Here is a 15,306-nt window from a genome sequence, read left to right as displayed (position 1 = left end):
GTCATCAAGGCGCTCTAGAGTACTTATCTTTACAGCCAAGACCGTGCAGTCAGAAAAGGGACTCCTATGTTGCAGACTCGCGTTATCCCGCCAGCCGAAGGCGCTTATCAATATCCGCTGTTGATCAAGCGGCTGCTGATGTCCGGCAGCCGTTACGAGAAGACCCGCGAGATCGTCTACCGCGACCAACTGCGCTATAGCTACCCGACCCTTATCGAGCGTGTCGCGCGGCTGGCCAACGTACTGACGGCAGCCGGGGTCAAGGCCGGTGACACCGTGGCGGTGATGGACTGGGACAGCCATCGCTATCTGGAATGCATGTTTGCCATTCCGATGATCGGCGCGGTGATCCACACCATTAACGTGCGCCTGTCACCCGAGCAGATTCTCTACACCATGAACCACGCCGAGGACCGCTTCGTGCTGGTCAACAGTGAGTTCGTCGGGCTCTACCAGGCGATAGCCGGGCACCTGACCACGGTCGAGAAAACCCTGCTGCTGACCGACGCACCGGAAAAAACCGCTGATCTGCCCAATCTGATTGGCGAGTATGAGCAATTGCTGGCCGCCGCCAGTACGCACTACGACTTTGAAGACTTCGACGAAAACTCGGTCGCGACCACGTTCTACACCACGGGCACCACGGGAAATCCCAAAGGAGTGTATTTCACCCATCGGCAACTGGTGCTGCACACCATGGGCGTGTCGACGATCATGGGCAGCATCGACAGCGTGCGGCTATTGGGTACCAGCGACGTGTACATGCCCATCACACCGATGTTCCACGTACATGCCTGGGGCTTACCGTATGTGGCGACCATGCTCGGGCTCAAGCAGGTCTATCCCGGTCGTTACGATCCGGAGTATCTGGTGGAGTTGTGGCGCAAGGAAAAGGTCAGCTTCTCCCACTGCGTGCCGACCATCCTGCAGATGCTGCTCAACGCCAAAGCGGCCAAGGACACAGACTTCGGCGGCTGGAAAATAGTCATCGGCGGCAGCGCGCTCAACCGTGCGCTGTACGAAGCGTCCAAGGCCAAAGGCATTCAACTGACCGCCGCTTATGGCATGTCGGAAACCGGCCCGCTGGTGTCCTGCGCTCACCTCAATGACGAGCTGATGGCCGGTACTGAAGACGAACGCACGACGTATCGAATCAAGGCCGGTGTGCCCGGGCCATTGGTGGAAGCGGCGATTGTCGACCCTGACGGCAACTTCCTGCCCGCGGACGGTGAGACCCAGGGCGAACTGGTGTTGCGTGCGCCATGGCTGACCGAGGGTTATTTCCGCGAACCGGAAAAGGGCGCTGAACTCTGGGCCGGCGGCTGGTTGCACACCGGCGACGTGGCCACCCTGGACAGCATGGGCGTGATCGATATTCGTGACCGGATCAAGGACGTGATCAAGACCGGTGGTGAGTGGATTTCGTCGCTGGCACTGGAAGATCTGATCAGCCGGCATCCGGCGGTACGCGAAGTAGCAGTGGTCGGCATCCCGGATCCGCAATGGGGCGAGCGGCCGTTTGCACTGCTGGTGATACGCGAAGGGCATGTGATTGGGGCCAGGGAGCTCAAGGAACATCTCAAGCCATTCGTCGAGCTGGGCCACCTGAGCAAGTGGGCAATTCCGAGCCAGATTGCCCTTGTTACTGAAATTCCCAAGACCAGTGTTGGCAAGCTCGACAAGAAGCGCATCCGCGTCGACATCACCGAATGGCAGACCAATAACAGCACCTTCCTTTCGACGCTTTAAGCGTCCTTTGCCGTGCCCGAAAGGGCGCGGCAAGCCCCACCAAGCAAGCGCTTGGCTTGTTAAATCGTTATTTTCAGTCATCCTTGCCGCGCCGGCACTTGCCGGAATGGCGAAAGGACTGTTCCAGAGTGGTCGGGGCTGCAAATCACACTTTAGAGGGATCAAGCAGTACTACCTGCTGGCTATAGTCCGCCCACAGGATTTTTAAGAACGGAGCAAACGCACAAAACGGGGCGATGCAACTCTGACTGACGTTGGGACAACCTGGTTTCCTGTCACTCAGAGCGTTTTTAGAAGTGCTAACTGCCATAACAATAAAGCACATGGAGTAGCGTCGATGACATCAGTAAACCAGTTCTGGCGCCGGGCGAAACTGCCTCTGGCGGTCAGTCTCGCCTCTACGCTCGCCGGGCCCGCATTCGGCGTCAGTTTCAACATCGGTGAAATCGAAGGTCAGTTCGACTCGTCCCTCTCCCTGGGTATGAGCGTGTCAACCCAGCAGCCGAACAAGGACCTGATCGGTGTCAACAACGGTGGGCGCGGTCTGTCCCAGACCTCCGATGACGGTCACTTGAACTTCAAGAGCGGGCAAGCCTTTTCGAAGATCTTCAAGGGCATCCATGACCTTGAGCTGAAATACGGCGATACCGGCGTCTTCGTACGCGGTAAATACTGGTACGACTTCGCGCTGCAAAACCAGGACCTGGAATTCAAGAACGTCAGCAACGACGGACGCAAGGAAGGCGCCAAGTCGTCGGGTGGGGAAATCCTCGACGCCTTCGTCTACCACAACTACTCCATTGGCGATGAGCCGGGTTCCGTGCGCTTGGGCAAACAAGTCGTGAGCTGGGGCGAAAGTACCTTCATCGGTGGCGGTATCAACGCGATCAACCCGATCGACGTTTCCGCATTCCGTCGTCCAGGTGCCGAGATCAAGGAAGGTCTGATCCCGGTCAACATGTTCTACATTTCGCAGAGTCTGACCGAGAGCCTGTCGGCCGAAGCGTTCTACCAGATCGGGTGGGACCAGACCATTGTCGACAACTGCGGTACCTTCTTCTCCCAGCCTGACATCATTGCCAATGGTTGCGACAACAACCTGCGCGTACTGAACAAGCGCTCCACCATCCCGGCAATCGCATTGGGGCCATTGGCCGCGAACGGTGTCGACGTCAACGAGGAAGGTGTACTGGTTCGTCGTGGTGATGATCGCGAAGCCCGTAACAGCGGCCAGTGGGGCGCGGCCTTCAAGTACATGTTCGACCCGCTGGACACCGAGTTCGGCGCCTACTTCATGAACTACCACAGTCGTGCGCCGATCTTCAGTGCGACCGGTGCTCCGCAGTCGATCTATAACGGCGTCAAGGCGTTGCCTGGTCCATTCCAGGCGCTGGGGCCGCTGTTGGTCGCGGGTAACTCGCAGTACTTCGTCGAGTATCCGGAAGACATCCGCCTCTATGGTCTGAGCTTCTCCACCACCCTGCCTACCGGTACGGCGTGGAGCGGTGAGATCAGCTACCGGCCGAATGCGCCGGTGCAGTTGAACTCTACCGATATCCTGTTCGCCGGTGTTCGTCCGCTGGGTGGCGCGCTGACCAACGCTTCGTTGCTCCAGGGTGTTCCAGGGGAAGACCTGCACGGCTATCGCCGCAAGGAAATCACCCAGTTCCAGACCACCTTCACGCACTTCTTCGATCAGGTCATGGGCGCCCAGCGTCTGACCCTGGTGGGTGAAGTCGGCTTGACCCACGTCGGTGGCCTGGAAAGCACGTCCGATGTCCGCTACGGCCGCGATCCGGTCTTCGGTCCAGGCGAACTGCCAGCCACGGGTGGTCTGGACACCTGCTCCCAAATCCTTAACACCTCCACCATCAACGGTGCCGGTCCGGGTGCTTCGGCCAGTAACCGTAGCACCAACTGCAACAACGATGGTTTCACCACGGCCAACTCGTGGGGTTATCGCGGCCGCGCCATCTGGGAATACCCCGACGTGTTCGCCGGTGTGAACCTCAAGCCGAACGTGGCTTGGTCCCATGACGTCAGCGGCTACTCCCCTGGCCCTGGCGGTAACTTTGAAGAAGGTCGCAAGGCTGTGAGCCTTGGGGTCGATGCTGAATACCAGAACACTTACACCGCGAGTCTCGCGTACACCAACTTCTTTGGCGGTAAGTACAGCACCGTGGATGACCGCGACTTCGTTGCGCTCAGCGTCGGCGTGAACTTCTAAGCACTGCATCTTGAGGACGAACAAGAATATGAAAATAACCAAGAGTCTGTTGCACGTCGGTGTCCTTGGGCTGTCGATGCTGGCAACCAGCGTCATGGCTGCGGTTCCTGCGGCTGAAGCGGACAAGCTGGGCAAAAGCCTGACGCCTATGGGCGCGGAAATGGCAGGCAATGCCGACGGTTCGATTCCAGCCTGGAAACCGATGGCCAAAAACGCCGGTTCTGTCGACAGCAAAGGCTTCCTGGCTGACCCTTACGCCAGCGAAAAACCGTTGTTCACCATCACCGCGAAGAACGTCGATCAGTACAAGGAAAAACTGGCTCCAGGGCAGTACGCGATGTTCAAGCGCTACCCGGAAACCTTCAAGATGCCGGTTTACCCGTCCCATCGCGGTGCCACTGTGCCGGATGACGTGTTTGCCTCCATCAAGAAGAACGCCAGCAATACCAATCTGGTGTCTGGCGGCAACGGCCTGGAAAACTTCGAGACCGCAGTGCCTTTCCCGATTCCAAAAAGTGGCGTTGAGGTTATCTGGAACCACATCACTCGCTATCGCGGCGGCAGCGTGACCCGTCTGGTGACCCAGGCCACGCCACAGCCGAACGGCTCATACAGCCTGGTGTACTTCCAGGATCAGTTCGTGTTCCGCGACAAGATGAAGGACTACGACCCGAAAAGCCCGGGCAACATCCTGTTCTACTTCAAGCAGAAAGTGACCGCTCCGGCACGACTGGCCGGTGGTGTGCTGCTGGTGCACGAAACCCTCGACCAGGTGAAGGAACCGCGCTCTGCGTGGGTCTACAACGCCGGTCAGCGTCGCGTGCGTCGGGCTCCACAAGTCTCCTATGACGGTCCGGGTACTGCGGCTGACGGCCTGCGCACCTCCGACAACCTCGACATGTACAACGGCGCGCCAGATCGTTACGACTGGAAACTCGAAGGCAAGAAGGAGATGTACATCGCCTCCGACAGCTACAAGCTCGATTCGCCGCAGCTCAAGTACGACGACATCATCAAGGCCGGTCACATCAACCAGGACCTGGCTCGTTACGAGCTGCGTCGGGTCTGGCATGTGGTGGCTACCTTGAAGGAAGGTCAGCGTCACATCTACGCCAAGCGTGACTTCTACATCGACGAAGACACCTGGCAAGCGGCGGTGATCGATCACTACGACGGTCGTAATCAACTCTGGCGTGTGGCCGAAGCCCATGCTGAAAACTACTACGACAAGCAAGTGCCGTGGTACGCCCTGGAAACCCTCTACGACCTGCAGTCCGGCCGCTACCTGGCACTGGGCATGAAGAACGAAGAGAAACAGGCGTATGACTTCGGCTTCACCGCGACCACCAGTGATTTCACCCCGGCTGCATTGCGTCAGGATGGTGTTCGCTAAAAGGTTGTAAAACAGAGGCCGCATCCTCTGAACGCCCCGACTGGTTCGGGGCGTTTTCTATTGAGCTAAGGAAGGCAGAGACGGCAAACCGGTGCCGACATTTTTGGTTGTAGTCTTTTCTATCAAATTGTAAGCAAAAACCTTCAATAACACGCCTTTTACCGCTAGTCTGCGGACATCTGCAATGCCGACAACAGCACTTCAATAAGAGTTGGCTATGACTGACCTGTCCCGTATACAAGGGCCTTCCAGCGTTGCGATTCCAGCGCTGGAAGGGCGCTTTTACCGACCACCCTTGCCCGACGGCTATGTACTGCGGCCTCGCTTATGCGAACGCCTGAGTGCTGGCTTGAACGGGCGCTTGCTGTTGGTCAGCGCTCCGGCCGGTTTTGGTAAAAGCTCCCTGGCGGTGGAGTTCTGTCAGAGTCTGCCTGCTCACTGGCACAGTCTCTGGCTAGGCTTGAGTCCTCGCGACAACGACCCCGGCCGCTTCCTCGAGCGCCTGCTCGATGGTCTTCAACAATATTTCCCGCAAATTGGCCGCCAGGCCCTCGGTCTGTTGAAAATGCGTCAGCGGCATCAACCGTTCGCCTTCGAAGAATGGCTCGATGGTCTGCTCGATGAACTGGCCGATCACCTCGCGCCTGGCAATCCTTTATTGCTGGTGCTCGATGACTACCATCTGGCCCAGGGGCCGGTGCTCGATCGTTGCCTGCAATTTTTTCTCAATCATCTGCCCGATGGCTTGCTGGTGCTGGTCACCAGTCGTCAGCGTCCGGACTGGCACCTGGCGCGTTTGCGGCTGTCCCGGCAGCTGCTCGAATTACATGAGCAGGACCTGCGCCTGACCCACGACGAATCACTGGCATTGCTCGACCGGCACAGCAGTTCGTTGCGCGGTGAAGCCCTGGAAAGCCTGATTCAACGCAGTGAAGGCTGGGTCGCCGGGCTACGCTTCTGGCTGTTGGCGGCCTCCGAAGCGGGCAATGACGGTGCGCTGCCGCAGGCTTTGCACGGTGGCGAGGGGTTGATTCGCGATTACCTGCTCGAAGAAGTCATCGATTGCCTGCCCGCCGAGGTGCAGGCATTCCTGTATGACACTGCGCCCCAGGAGCGCTTTTGCAGCGAGTTGTGCGACGCCGTACGCGAAGCCCACGACAGCGCAGAAATTCTCCGGTATTTGCTGGCCCATCAGGTTTTTCTCGTGCCCCTGGATGAACAGGGTCATTGGTATCGTTATCACCATTTGTTTTCCGACCTGCTACGCACCCGTCCCACGGCCAATGCGGTATTGCCGGCGGCCAGTCTGCACCTGCGGGCCTGCCGCTGGTTCAACGCTCAGGGCTTGCTCGACGAAGCGGTGGAGCAGGCGTTGCGTGCCGGGCACCTGGATGTTGCGGCGAATCTGGTACAGAACCTTTCCGAAGAGCAACTGCTGGCCGAGCAAAACGTCGGCATGCTGTTGCGTTGGAAAATGGACCTGCCCGATAGCCTGCTGATCAGCACACCGCGGTTGATCGTGCTCTACAGCTGGGCGCTGGGGCTTGCCTGCCAGTTGGATGCGGCCGAGGAGCTGGCCAGCCATCTGAGTCGTTTTCTGCCAGCACCTTCGGCGACCGCGCAGAAGTCCATGCTGGCGCAATGGCTGGCGTTGAGCGCAATCATTGCCCGCGGTCGCGGTAACCGCGATTTGACCCGGTTATATTGCACCGAAGCGCTGGAGAGCCTGCCGCACAAGCGTTACGGGCAGCGCTTGATGTGTCTTTCGACCCTCTCGAATCTGGCAATTGCCGACGCGGACCTGTGGCGCGCCCGTGGTTTGAACCGAGAGTCTTTGGAGTTGGCGCAAAGGGTCGGCAATCCATTGTTCGAAGCCTTGGCTCATTACGATCGGGCACGGGTGCTACAGGCCCGGGGAGAAATTCTTCGTGCGCTTGATGAGGTGGGTCAGGGTTTGCAGCGATTGCAGGGATTGTCTGCCCTGCGGCTGTATGCGGTTCGTGCGCGTCTGACTCTGTATGAAGGGTACTTGCTGACACTACGGTCCCAGCCTGAAGCCGGCTTTGCTCGCTTACAGGCGGGTTTGATCGAGGCACGAGCCTGTCGGGATATCAGTGTGCTGATCGGTCATTGCGTGATCGCAAGCTTAGAGGGGCACAACGGTCAGTTTTCCAAAGCCTTTGCCGAACTGGCCGAGGCCGAACGATTGATGCATATCTGGGACGTGCCGCCGATCTACTACCTGGCGATGATCACTCTGGTCAAATGCGAGCTTTGGCTGGCTCAAGGTCGTACCGATCTGGCCGAAGCCTGGCTGGCGCGGTTAGGTCAGACCTATAACGGCGAACAGGCGGCAGCGCCCCCAGAGTTCCACCCGCAACTGCCGCTGCACATCGAGCTGCAGCAGGCGTTATTGGACGTGATCCAGGGGCAGCCCGCGGTGGCCGAGCAACGATTGAATAAACTGGTCGAGCAGGGGCAGCAAACCGGTCGGCAGATGCTCAGCGTTAAGGCGTTGAATCAGAAAGTCGCATTGCTGCTCGGTAGCAAGCGTGAACCTGAGGCGCGGCAAGCCTTGGTCCAAGCGTTTGAAGCGGCTGCGGGAGGGGCGTTGCAACCCTTTGAGTGGCTGCTTGGCGACCATCCTGACTGGCTGCGAGAGCAACTTCAGCACTGTTCGCAGCCTGCGCTACGCCAGAGTTTGCTTGAGCGTTTGCCTGCAGCCGTGGCCGTGGCCCGGGAGCCGGTCGAGCCACAGCAGCACACCGAAAACCTGAGTGCCCGCGAACTGGCCGTCCTGCAATTGATCGCTCAAGGTTGCTCGAACCAGGAAATCAGCGATCAGCTGTTCATCTCCCTGCACACCGTAAAAACCCACGCCAGCCACATCAACAGCAAACTCGGCGTCGAGCGCCGGACCCAGGCGGTGGCCCGGGCGAAGGAATTGGGAGTGTTGGTCTAAACCCCCGAGCGCGGTCCCCTGTGGCGAGGGAGCTTGCTCCCGCTGGGTCGCGCAGCGGCCCTGAAATCTGCAACCTCGTTGTATCAGAAACACCGCATTCTCAGTGCGACTGCTTCGCAGCCGAGCGCGAGCAAGCTCCCTCGCCACAGGATAGTGTCGGACATGTCATCGCCGGCATTGCTAACCCCCCTCCAACGCCTGCAACCCGCAAAATTTCCGTTGTGAATACGCCAGCGGTGCACCTTCTCGGCTTTTCACTGCCACCACCTTGCCGATAAACACCGTGTGAGTGCCCAGGTCCATTTGGTGCTCGAACACCTGGATCGCCCTCATCCAGACCCGCGATTTAGACGGGTCAAAAGGCTCTGCATCAGTTATTTATCTTCAATTACCAGCTTAATAATATTTTACCAATACAGGGGTGATCCCTAGTCTGGCCCCAAGAGATGACAAGCCATGTCCGACCTGAATCCAACTGCTTGTTAGAAGGGTGTAGAGATGACCATTGATAAAATAAAAATAGATACGCTTGTTGTTGGCGCCGGTCAGGCTGGAGTGGCCATGAGTGAACACCTGAGCAAACTCGGCGTGTCCCACCTCGTGCTGGAGCGCAATCGTATCGCCGAACGCTGGCGCACCGGACGCTGGGATTCGCTGGTTGCTAACGGTCCGGCCTGGCACGATCGTTTTCCGGGTCTTGAGTTCGACGATCTCAGTCCCGACGGCTTTGCCCCGAAAGAGCGGGTTGCGGATTACTTCGAAGCCTATGCCAGGAAGTTCAATGCGCCCATCCGCACCGGCGTGGAAGTGAAGAAGGTGGAACGCAATGTTGGCCGGCCGGGCTTCACCATTGAAACCTCCGAGGGCGTGATCGAGGCCAACCGCGTGGTGGCCGCCACCGGACCTTTCCAGCGTCCGGTTGTCCCGTCGATCGCTCCGAAAGATGAGCAATTCACACAAATCCACTCGGCCGAATACCGCAATCCAGCACAGCTTCCCGAAGGGGCTGTATTGGTCGTGGGTGCCGGGTCGTCGGGAGTGCAGATTGCCGATGAGTTGCAGCGTGCCGGCAAGAAGGTTTACCTCTCGGTTGGCGCACACGATCGCCCGCCCCGCGCCTATCGCAACCGTGACTTCTGCTGGTGGCTGGGCGTTCTCGGTGAATGGGATGCGGCGGCCATGAAGCCGGGCAGGGAACACGTCACCATTGCCGTCAGCGGTGCCCATGGCGGCCGTACGGTGGACTTCCGCGGTCTCGCCCATCGCGGGATGACGCTGGTTGGCCTGACGCAATCGTTCAATGGCGCCGTGGCGACCTTCCAGGCGAATCTTGCCGACAACCTGGCTCGCGGCGATGAGAACTACCTCGCGCTGCTCAATGCGGCTGACGCCTACATTGAGCGCAATGGCCTGGACCTGCCGGAAGAACCTGAAGCCCGCCATACCTTCGCGGATCCGGAGTGTGTGACCAAGCCCATTCTTGAGCTCGACCTGGCCGAGGCCGGCGTGACATCGATCATCTGGGCAACCGGTTTTGCCGTTGATTACAGCTGGCTGAAGGTCGACGCCTTCGACGCTAACGGTAAGCCGCAGCATCAGCGGGGCGTTTCGAGCGAGCCTGGCGTGTATTTCCTGGGCCTGCCGTGGCAGTCGCGTCGTGGCTCCTCGTTCATCTGGGGCGTTTGGCACGACGCCAAGTATGTGGCTGACCATATCGCCACGCAGAGTAAGTACCTCGCCTACCGGGATGCCGCGCAACGCCAGGCAGAAGCCTGCGAAACCGCCCCTGCCGCCCCGGCCGTCAATAAAACAACCGTAAGCGCTTGATGCTCAAGATCCGCACCGGCGGTTGAACCGCCGGGCCATATTTTGCCTTTCTTCCCCGAGGAGCTTCAGATGTCCAAGCCAACCCATACCCGCATTCGCATGTTCAACACCAAAGAAACCTACCCCAATCAGACCTTGGACAACGACCTCTGCCAGGCTGTCGTCGCCGGCAATACGGTGTACGTACGCGGTCAGGTCGGCACCGACTTCGAAGGCAAGCTTATCGGTCTGGGTGACCCACGGGCCCAGGCCGAACAGGCGATGAAGAACCTCAAACAGTTGCTGGAAGAGGCTGGCAGCGACCTCAGCCATATCGTCAAGACCACCACCTACATCACCGACCCGCGCTTTCGCGAGCCGGTCTATCGGGAAATCGGCCAGTGGCTCAAAGGCGTGTTTCCGATCTCCACAGGGCTGGTGGTGGCCGGCCTCGGGCAGCCTGAATGGCTGATGGAAATCGACGTGATTGCAGTGATCCCGGACCAGGAGGCGAGCAGATGACCTTTTCCATCGTCGGTCGTTGTGCCGAAACCGGGCAACTGGGGATTGCCATCAGCTCGTCGAGCATTGCCGTGGGCGCACGTTGCCCATGGTTGCGTGCGGGTGTCGGCGCGGTAGCGACCCAGAACATCACCTTGCCGGCCCTCGGCCCGGAAATTCTCGACCTGCTCGACGCAGGGGAAAGCCCGGCGGCCGCGCTGGACAAAGCCCTGACCCGACACGGTTTCAGCCAATACCGCCAAGTCGCGGTGATCGATCATCACGGCGCCACAGCATTGTTTACCGGCAGCCAGGCGCTGGGCGTGAATAACGCCGTGGCGGGTGATCAGTGCGTGGCCGCCGGTAACCTGTTGGCAAATCCCTGCGTGATCCAGGCGATGGTTGATGCCTTCGAAGTCACCGCCGGCGAGTTGCTGGCCGACCGTTTGCTCGCGGCCATGCATGCGGCCATGGCGGCTGGCGGTGAGGCGGGGCCGGTGCATTCGGCGGCGTTGTCGGTGGTCAGTGATCTGCTTTGGCCCATCGTCGATCTGCGGGTGGACTGGGCCGAGCAGAACCCGATTGGTCAGCTTGATCAACTCTGGCAGGCCTATCGCCCGCAAATGGACGACTACGTCATCCGCGCACTGAACCCGACCGTCGCGCCCAGCTACGGTGTGCCGGGTGATGAATGAGTGCCTTTAAAAGTCGTGCGTTGCTGGAGCGGCTGATCGGCTTCAATACCGTCAGCCGTGAGTTCAACCTGGCCCTGATCGAATTTATCCGCGACTACCTCGCGGATTTTGGCGTGGTCAGCGAATTGTTCTTCAATGCCGAACGAACCAAAGCCAACCTCTACGCCAGCATCGGCCCAACGGATCGGCGCGGCATCGTGTTGTCCGGGCACACCGATGTGGTGCCGGTGGACGGCCAGCCGTGGACCGTCGACCCCTTTGCCTTGAGCGAGCGGGAAGGGCGTCTGTACGGTCGCGGCACGGCGGACATGAAAGGTTATCTGGCCTGCGTGCTGGCGGCGGTTCCGGATTTTGTCGCCGCAGCGTTGCAGGTTCCGGTGCATCTGGCGTTTTCCTACGATGAAGAAGTCGGCTGTCTCGGCGTGCGCTCATTGCTGGCCGAGCTTGCGCAACGCGACCCCAAGCCGCTGGCCTGCATCATTGGCGAGCCCACCGAGTTGCGCCCGGTACTCGGGCACAAGGGCAAACTGGCGATGCGCTGTTGTGTGCAGGGCGCGGCTTGTCATTCGGCCTATGCCCCGCAAGGGGTGAATGCCATCGAATACGCGGCGCGGTTGATCGGCAAACTCGGGCAAATCGGCGACAGGCTGGCCGAGAGCGAGGACCTCGATCTGCGTTTCGACCCGCCGTATTCAACCGTGCAAACCGGGGTGATTCGTGGTGGTACGGCGCTGAATATCGTGCCGGCGCAGTGTGAGTTCGACTTCGAGGTGCGGGCCTTGCCGAGTTTCGATCCGCAGCAGGTCGCGGATGAATTGCAGATCTATGCCGAGCAGGCGTTGCTGCCGAAGATGCACGCAGTTCGACCCGAGACGACAATTCACTTTAAGCCATTAAGCGGGTATCCGGGACTGGCAACCGACCCTGAAGGCTTTGCGGCAGAACTCATTGCCCGGCTCAGTGGCTCCAGCGAATTCGGCACCGTGGCCTTTGGCACCGAAGGCGGGTTGTTCGATCAGGCCGGGATTCCCACAGTGGTGTGCGGGCCGGGCAGTATGGATCAAGGGCACAAGCCTGATGAGTTTGTCAGCGTCGAGCAGATGCAGGGTTGCGAGCAGATGATGGAGCGGTTGGTGCAGTGGCTGCGCGAGCCGCAGTAACTGATCGTTCCCGCGCTCCGCGTGGGAATGCAGCCCGTGACGCTCTGCGTCACATCCAGGAGCGGACGCAGAGCGCCCAGTGAGGCATTCCCACGCAGAGCGTGGGAACGATCTTTATCACTGAGATCTCTCAGCCTTCGCCGTCAACTGCTCCCGACAATAATCCGCAAACAGCTGCGCCGGTTTGGTCAGTTGTCCACGTTTGAGCCAGGCCGCCACCAGGCCTGAGCCGGTCACCTCTTCGACGATATCCAGACACACCACTTTCTGCCCGTCGTAGGTGCATTCCGAGTGCGGGCGCGTCACCAGAATCGAAAAGCCAAACCCCTGACCGACCATGCCACGAACCATCTCGATCGACGGTGAGCTGAAGGCAATCCTTGGGGTCAAATCAAGCTCTTCAAACAGACTGACGAAGTACGTCCGGCTCGGCTGCACGTCCAGCAAAATCATCGGCTCCAGGCACAAGTCACGCAGGGAAACCTGCGCTTGCTGGGCGAAACGATGGTTGGCCGGGAGCAGTGCATAAGGCCGTTGCGCCGGCATCAGCGGTTGGGTCTGAATGGTGCCGTCCAAATCGTGCTCATAAAGAATCGCCAGGTCAAAGGCGCCAGATGTCAGGCCTTGCACCAGCTCTTGCTGTTCGCCGTCGCGGATACGGATTTCCACGCCCGGATACAGCGCGCAAAAGCCTGCAATCAACTGCGGCAAGTACAACGGCGCGACGGTTTCAAAGCAGCCGATATCGATCTGGCCGGCCACCACATCGTTATCGGCCAGGGCGTTCTGCTCGAACTCCTTGGCCATGCGCAACAGGTCCTGAGCCTTGCGATAGAAGCGTGCGCCACTGGGCGTCAGCGAAACCCCCTGAGCGTGATGGCGGATCAGCAGTTGTACGCCAAAGCTGTCTTCCAGCCCCTTGATCGCCGTGGAGATCGATGGCTGCGCGATGTACAGCTTGCGCGAGGCCTCGGCGACGCTGCCGCATTCGACGGTGGTGATGAAGTACTTCAGTTGACGCAGATTGTAGGCAGCCACAGCAAACCTCGTTCTATGCCCCGTTGCGGGGTGGGTGAATTCGAAGCCAGACATCTTCTGGCTCGACTTCTGTTGCTTAGAGCCTAAGCAAATTGCGCACCGCCATGTCCGCTTGGCGAGCGCTTTTCTTGTACCCGAACAATAACCACAAGGCGCGCGCTTGGGGTATTTAGCTGCCCAGTTTTTTCATGGCCTGCGAACACATATTTACTATTTTTCCTCGACCAACGCCTAGGCCACCATCCAATTCACTAGTCCGCATCAGGGGAGTCTGAACGTGTTCGAGCTTGAATATTGGCAACGCCGGGCAGCCACGCTGCGCTTTCGTGATCAGGCACTGATCGACGGTAACTGCGTGCCTGCGCAATCCGGGCAAACCTTTGACGCGATCAACCCAGCCACCGGTGAGTGCCTGGCCCAGGTCGCCGCGTGCGGCAGCGAGGACGTCGATGCAGCGGTGATCAGCGCTCGTCAGGCGTTCGAGTCAGGCAGTTGGTCGGCGCGTTCTCCCAGTGAGCGCAAGCACGTGCTGCTGCGTCTGGCGGACTTGATTATGGCCAACCGCGAGGAGCTGGCGCTGCTCGACTCGCTGAACATGGGCAAGCCAGTGATGGATGCCTACAACATTGACGTACCGGGCGCCGCCGGGGTGTTTCGCTGGTACGCCGAAAGCCTCGACAAACTCTACGATCAGGTCGCGCCAAGTGCGCAGAACGTGTTGGCGACCATCACCCGCGAAGCCCTCGGTGTAGTCGCTGCGGTGGTGCCGTGGAATTTTCCGCTGGACATGGCCGCCTGGAAACTCGCCCCGGCCCTGGCCGCGGGTAACTCGGTGATTCTCAAACCCGCCGAGCAATCGCCATTCTCCGCATTGCGTCTGGGTGAGCTGGCACTGGAAGCCGGTGTGCCGCAAGGCGTGCTGAACGTGTTGCCGGGCCTGGGCGAGCAGACCGGCAAGGCGCTGGGTCTGCACCCGGACATCGATTGCCTGGTGTTCACCGGTTCCACCGAAGTCGGCAAATATTTCATGCAGTACTCGGCGCAATCGAACCTCAAGCAAGTCTGGCTCGAATGCGGCGGTAAGAGTGCCAATCTGGTGTTCGCCGATTGCCAGGACCTGGAGCTGGCGGCGCAGAGAGCCGCCTTCGGGATCTTCTTCAATCAGGGCGAAGTCTGTTCGGCCAACTCGCGGTTGCTGGTGGAGCGCTCGATTCATGATGAGTTTGTCGAGCGTCTCAAAGCCCAGGTCGAACGCTGGCAGCCGGGCGATCCACTGGACCCTTCAAGCGCTGCCGGAGCCATTGTCGACAGCCGTCAGACCGGGCGGATCATGACGTTTATCCAGCACGCCGAACGACACGGTGCGCAACGCGTCTGCGGCGGCCGGCAGTTGACCTTTAATGCTTCCCACAACTTTATCCAGCCGACGATTTTCACTGGCGTGACCCCGGACATGCCGCTGTTTCGCGACGAAGTGTTCGGCCCGGTGCTGGCGGTTACAGCGTTCGATGACGAAGCCCATGCTCTGCAACTGGCCAACGACAGCATCTACGGCCTGGCCGCATCGCTGTGGACCGATGACCTCAATCGCGCCCACCGCGTGGCGCGGCAGTTGCGTGCCGGCACGGTGTCGGTGAACAGCGTCGATGCGCTCGATGTGACGGTACCGTTCGGCGGCGGTAAGCAGTCCGGTTTCGGCCGCGATCTGTCACTGCACTCATTCGATAAATACACCCAGTTGAAGACCACCTGGTTTCAACTGCGCTGACAATAAA

The 15,306-nt window shown here is 59.6% G+C and carries 11 protein-coding genes; 9 read left to right on the top strand and 2 right to left on the bottom strand.

Features of this window, described 5'->3' with window-relative positions; all coding sequences use genetic code 11:
• Positions 1-66 precede the first annotated feature (66 nt).
• The 4 genes from ACN1C3_RS21200 (at position 67) to ACN1C3_RS21185 (ending at position 8,331) form a co-directional block, all read left to right on the top strand.
• Entirely contained in the window at positions 67-1,749 is a 1,683-nt protein-coding gene (locus ACN1C3_RS21200) for a fatty acid--CoA ligase (protein ID WP_419117714.1), read from the top strand.
• 337 nt (positions 1,750-2,086) lie between these two features.
• Complete coding sequence (locus ACN1C3_RS21195) at positions 2,087-3,976, top strand: DUF1302 domain-containing protein (RefSeq protein WP_419117713.1); 1,890 nt, start codon at positions 2,087-2,089, stop codon at positions 3,974-3,976.
• A 28-nt stretch (positions 3,977-4,004) separates the two neighbouring features.
• On the top strand, positions 4,005-5,369 hold the full coding sequence (locus tag ACN1C3_RS21190) for a DUF1329 domain-containing protein (RefSeq protein ID WP_419117712.1): 1,365 nt from the start codon (positions 4,005-4,007) through the stop codon (positions 5,367-5,369).
• 217 nt (positions 5,370-5,586) lie between these two features.
• Positions 5,587-8,331, top strand: coding sequence for a LuxR C-terminal-related transcriptional regulator (locus tag ACN1C3_RS21185; RefSeq protein ID WP_419117711.1), 2,745 nt, complete (start codon positions 5,587-5,589; stop codon positions 8,329-8,331).
• A 180-nt stretch (positions 8,332-8,511) separates the two neighbouring features.
• Here the strand turns inward: ACN1C3_RS21185 and ACN1C3_RS21180 are convergent, their stop codons facing one another.
• Positions 8,512-8,634 carry a flavin reductase gene (locus ACN1C3_RS21180; RefSeq protein ID WP_419117795.1) on the bottom strand — a complete coding sequence of 41 codons (123 nt, stop codon included), beginning with the start codon at positions 8,632-8,634 and terminating at the stop codon, positions 8,512-8,514.
• A 195-nt stretch (positions 8,635-8,829) separates the two neighbouring features.
• Between ACN1C3_RS21180 and ACN1C3_RS21175 the strand changes: the two genes are divergently transcribed.
• From ACN1C3_RS21175 to argE, 4 genes are all read left to right on the top strand, one after another.
• Positions 8,830-10,158, top strand: coding sequence for a flavin-containing monooxygenase (locus tag ACN1C3_RS21175; protein WP_419117710.1), 1,329 nt, complete (start codon positions 8,830-8,832; stop codon positions 10,156-10,158).
• Positions 10,159-10,227: 69 nt separating this feature from the next.
• Positions 10,228-10,659: a RidA family protein gene (locus ACN1C3_RS21170; RefSeq protein WP_419117709.1), complete on the top strand. Its 432-nt coding sequence runs from the start codon at positions 10,228-10,230 to the stop codon at positions 10,657-10,659.
• Positions 10,656-11,333 carry a DUF1028 domain-containing protein gene (locus tag ACN1C3_RS21165; RefSeq protein ID WP_419117708.1) on the top strand — a complete coding sequence of 226 codons (678 nt, stop codon included), beginning with the start codon at positions 10,656-10,658 and terminating at the stop codon, positions 11,331-11,333. Before ACN1C3_RS21170 ends, ACN1C3_RS21165 begins: the two co-directional genes overlap by 4 nt.
• The gene (gene argE, locus ACN1C3_RS21160; protein ID WP_419117707.1) at positions 11,330-12,493 is read left to right on the top strand and encodes an acetylornithine deacetylase; all 1,164 of its coding nucleotides are present in this window, start codon (positions 11,330-11,332) and stop codon (positions 12,491-12,493) included. Before ACN1C3_RS21165 ends, argE begins: the two co-directional genes overlap by 4 nt.
• A gap of 117 nt (positions 12,494-12,610) precedes the next feature.
• On the opposite strand, the gene ACN1C3_RS21155 is transcribed toward argE, so the two are convergent.
• Positions 12,611-13,531, bottom strand: coding sequence for a LysR substrate-binding domain-containing protein (locus ACN1C3_RS21155; protein WP_419117706.1), 921 nt, complete (start codon positions 13,529-13,531; stop codon positions 12,611-12,613).
• Positions 13,532-13,808: 277 nt separating this feature from the next.
• Between ACN1C3_RS21155 and ACN1C3_RS21150 the strand changes: the two genes are divergently transcribed.
• On the top strand, positions 13,809-15,299 hold the full coding sequence (locus tag ACN1C3_RS21150) for an aldehyde dehydrogenase (RefSeq protein ID WP_419117705.1): 1,491 nt from the start codon (positions 13,809-13,811) through the stop codon (positions 15,297-15,299).
• Positions 15,300-15,306 lie beyond the last annotated feature (7 nt).

Source organism: Pseudomonas sp. H11T01, assembly GCF_048515765.1.
Taxonomy (GTDB): Bacteria; Pseudomonadota; Gammaproteobacteria; order Pseudomonadales; family Pseudomonadaceae; genus Aquipseudomonas.
This window is presented reverse-complemented; position numbering and strand designations above follow the sequence as displayed.

Excerpts from the sequence above, each read along its gene's own strand:
- ACN1C3_RS21190 (WP_419117712.1), top strand. The coding sequence starts at position 4,005 with ATGAAAATAACCAAGAGTCTGTTGCACGTCGGTGTCCTTGGGCTGTCG.
- argE (WP_419117707.1), top strand. The coding sequence starts at position 11,330 with ATGAGTGCCTTTAAAAGTCGTGCGTTGCTGGAGCGGCTGATCGGCTTC.
- ACN1C3_RS21175 (WP_419117710.1), top strand. The coding sequence starts at position 8,830 with ATGACCATTGATAAAATAAAAATAGATACGCTTGTTGTTGGCGCCGGT.
- ACN1C3_RS21170 (WP_419117709.1), top strand. The coding sequence starts at position 10,228 with ATGTCCAAGCCAACCCATACCCGCATTCGCATGTTCAACACCAAAGAA.
- ACN1C3_RS21180 (WP_419117795.1), bottom strand. The coding sequence starts at position 8,634 with ATGGACCTGGGCACTCACACGGTGTTTATCGGCAAGGTGGTGGCAGTG.
- ACN1C3_RS21195 (WP_419117713.1), top strand. The coding sequence starts at position 2,087 with ATGACATCAGTAAACCAGTTCTGGCGCCGGGCGAAACTGCCTCTGGCG.
- ACN1C3_RS21185 (WP_419117711.1), top strand. The coding sequence starts at position 5,587 with ATGACTGACCTGTCCCGTATACAAGGGCCTTCCAGCGTTGCGATTCCA.
- ACN1C3_RS21200 (WP_419117714.1), top strand. The coding sequence starts at position 67 with ATGTTGCAGACTCGCGTTATCCCGCCAGCCGAAGGCGCTTATCAATAT.
- ACN1C3_RS21165 (WP_419117708.1), top strand. The coding sequence starts at position 10,656 with ATGACCTTTTCCATCGTCGGTCGTTGTGCCGAAACCGGGCAACTGGGG.